A 3,428-nucleotide genomic window follows, 5' to 3' on the forward strand; every position below is an offset into this window, starting at 1 on the left:
CCTTCGCGCGCACTAAAGCCCGCTAGCACGCTGCGTCCGTCCAATACAAACTCAAGATTTTCTCTGCAAATTTCGATTTTGGTCATCGCAAGTTACTTGGCGCCCTAATACAGGCTCAAAATTTTATCTACCGCGTCCCACGAAAGCCAATCTTTCCCGCTTGCAGCGCTATCATCGCGCGCCGTGTCCGTACCGCAGACGGGCTGTCCGCCGGCAAAGCGTAGCTGCGCCGCGACGTATCGCGCGAGCAGATCGGTCTCGATATTTACGCGTCGTCCGATTTTATATGATCCAAAGAGCGTATCTTTAAGCGTGAGCGGGATGATCGTAAGGCGAATGGCGCAGCTTTGCGCTTCGCTCTTTAAATTTGCGCCCAAGGAGTTCGGATCGCGAACGGAATTTGAGCTGCTGAAATTTTGCCCGCGTAGGCTTGCGCCGTTGAAATTTGCGTCGCACGGCTTTTTGTGAGTAAAATTTCCGCCGTCAAGACATTGGTCGTTAAAATTTCGCCCGTGCAAGCCGCCGCCTTCAAGCACTTCGTTGATCGTTAGGCTCACGCCGTCGATCGCTACCGAGCCCTTCGGCGCTAGTAGCGGCGCTATGTGCAGCGGCGCGCGGATAAAAAAATCGACGCCGCTTGCAAGCTTTGAAATTTTATAAATTTCGCCCACAGCATCGACGTGCCCTTGGATCAAATGCCCGTCTATGCGATCTCCAATCCGCATCGCAGGCTCGATATGCACCGAGCCGCGCAGGTTTTGCACGGCGATGACGCTCGCCGTCTCGCTAGAAAGCTGTACCGCAAATCCGTCCGCAAAAAGCCGCGTCACGCTCAGGCATGCGCCGTTTACCGCGACGCTATCGCCGAGCGCGGGGCGATATCTTGCGCGCAGCCGTAGCGAATCGCCGCTAAAGCTCGCAACCTGCGCGATCTCTCTGATCAGTCCGTTAAACATTATGAGCCTTTGGAATTTTTACGTGATATTAGCGTAGAATTTTGAAATTTTAAATTAAGTGAAGCTCGGCGAGCGCGAAGCCCGCCGAATGAAGTTTGAAATTATTTTTTAGAAACGATGAAATCGGCTAGCGCTTCGATCGATTCGTCGTTAAGCGAAGCTGCTTGACCTTTCATAACGCCCATCATGCCAAATTTTCCCTTGCCCTCGCCTAGAGTGCCGTCTTTGTAGCCTTTTAGGCTAGCGATAATATCTTCCTTACTTAGGGTATTTAGCGCAGGTACTTTGCCGCCAAGATAAGGCTTCTCGGCGTTAGCTCCATGACAGGCCACGCATTTTTTATATAAAGTAGCGCCATCAGCGGCGAATACACTCGAACTAAACGCCGCAACCGCAGCACATGCAATAAGAACTTTTTTCATTCCTATCCTTTCTTTTTAAATTGTGGATGCAGTATAATCAAAATTTAGTAAATTTCGGCTAAATTTTTGCAATTTGCGCTAAAGAGGTGAAATTCTATCTACTGCGAACTTTAGCGTAGGGGCTTGAAGCGGAATTTACGCTGTAAAATTTTAAGCAAATTTTACCTTCCCGCTGAAATTTCAATCGTAGAATTTCGTGGCAAAATCCTAAGGCGGAATTTCATCTAGACGCCAAATTCCATCGCGAAATTCTGCGTAGAATTTTAAAATTTCGCCTCTTTACTTTATGCGCGAAATTTCGCCTTTTTGCATCTTATAAATTTTATCTGCGGCGCCGAAGTATTTATCATCGTGTGAGATCGCAAAGATCGTGTATCCGCGCGATTTCAGCTCGGGCAAAATCCGCTCGTAAAACTCCGCGCGAAACTGCGGATCAAGATCGGCCGCAAACTCATCGAGCATCAAAAATTTTCGCCCGTCCATCAGCACGCTTACGAGCGCCAAACGCTTGCGCTGCCCGCTAGATAGGCTCGTGGTGCTAAATTTAGCCCCCTTTAGCTCAACCTTATCCTGCAGGTGCGTGAGCGCCAGCCACTCGCGCGCGATCTCCGCATCGCCCGTAGCGTAGTCGAAGAGATAAAAATCGCTGAAAACCGCGCTTATGTTGTTGCTGTAAGCGCGCAGATCGGAGGGCTTGAGAGCTGCGCCGTCGGCTAAAATTTCGCCCGTTTGCGGCGTATAAAGACCCGCCAAGATCATAAAAAGCGTCGATTTGCCGCTACCGTTTTCGCCGATTAAAAACGCCGTCTCGCCCGCATTTAGCTGCAAGCTTACCCCTTTTATGCCGAATTTCCCGCCCGGATACGAAAAGCTCACGTCCTTAAGCTCCAGGCTGCGCCACGGCTGCATTTGCGCAAGCTCGAAGCCCTGCACGAATGGGTCCAAATTTAGCTCATTTATCTTTGCGTAGGCGATCTTGGCGCGCAGCACGCTAGGAAGCGAGAATATGAGCATCATCAAAGGCGCGCGCAAAAAAAGCACCGTAAGCGCGATCGTTACGGCGTTTGCAAGCTCCGCTTTGCCGCCGCTTAGCCCAAAATAAAGCACAAATCCCACCGCGCCGAGCATCATCACGTTCATAAAATTACTCGCAAATGCGCCGTAAACCTCGGCTCGCAGCGAGCTTTGGCGTAAATTTTGCGCGTTTGGCAAAAAGTCGTTTTCGTATAGGCTCTTTGCTTTGGCTAGGCTTAGCGACAGCTCCTTGTGCCCCTCGATCGCCGCGGCGTAGTTTTTATACAAAACGTCCTCGTTTTGGCGGTATAGATCGTAATTTTGCATGACTTTTTTCATCAAAAAGCGGTTGAAGATCATCAGCGCGCCGATCCAGACGAATAAAAATGCAAACATCATAGGCGCGATGTATAGCACGTAGATGCCGCAAAACAGCACGATCATCGCGCCTTGAATAAGCTCTGAGATGCGCATAAAGCCTTCGGTCAGGCGCGAAATATCGCTGGAAAGGGACGCAAGCAGGTTCGCCTTCGACGCAGCCTCGATGCGCTCGAACTTCGTATCGATGATCTGCTTGATGATTTTGGTGCGCAGATCGAATACGAAGTCGTTTTCCATCTTGCAAAGCATGATGCGGCTTAGCACCGAAAGCAGCAGAAATAGCGCCAAGAGCGCGAAAAATAGCGCGATGATGCGCCCACCTCTTTCGGCGCCGTCAAGTAGATATTTATTGATAAAGCTTAAAATCAAAATCCCTGAGCCGCTGTAAATCGCGTTTAGCGCGAGCATCGCGAGGATTTGTTTGGTATATTTTTTCATCTTTCGCCCCAATGAAATTTGAGCGCAATTGTGGCAAAATTCGCTTGAAAAAACGGTTAAATTTTAAATCCGTTCTCATTTCTCGAATAAAATTTCACCCGGGTTGCGTAAAATTCCGCCGCTAATCTGCGATGGATTGCGCCGTAAACATGCGTTAAATTTCATCGCGAATCTGTGTAAAATTTCGTTTTGATCACGTACCTTTTACAGAGCATGC

The 3,428-nt window shown here is 49.3% G+C and carries 3 protein-coding genes; all 3 read right to left on the bottom strand.

The genetic code is table 11. From position 1 onward, the window contains the following. Window positions 1-104 precede the first annotated feature (104 nt). Window positions 105-956, bottom strand: coding sequence for a riboflavin synthase (locus Q0198_RS07520; protein WP_297896606.1), 852 nt, complete (start codon window positions 954-956; stop codon window positions 105-107). A 101-nt stretch (window positions 957-1,057) separates the two neighbouring features. After that, complete coding sequence (locus Q0198_RS07525; RefSeq protein ID WP_297896608.1) at window positions 1,058-1,378, bottom strand: c-type cytochrome; 321 nt, start codon at window positions 1,376-1,378, stop codon at window positions 1,058-1,060. Between the two features lie 279 nt (window positions 1,379-1,657). Further along, entirely contained in the window at window positions 1,658-3,211 is a 1,554-nt protein-coding gene (locus tag Q0198_RS07530) for an ATP-binding cassette domain-containing protein (protein ID WP_297896610.1), read from the bottom strand. Window positions 3,212-3,428 lie beyond the last annotated feature (217 nt).

Origin of the sequence: uncultured Campylobacter sp. (assembly GCF_938045205.1) — a bacterium.
Lineage (GTDB): Bacteria > Campylobacterota > Campylobacteria > Campylobacterales > Campylobacteraceae > Campylobacter_B.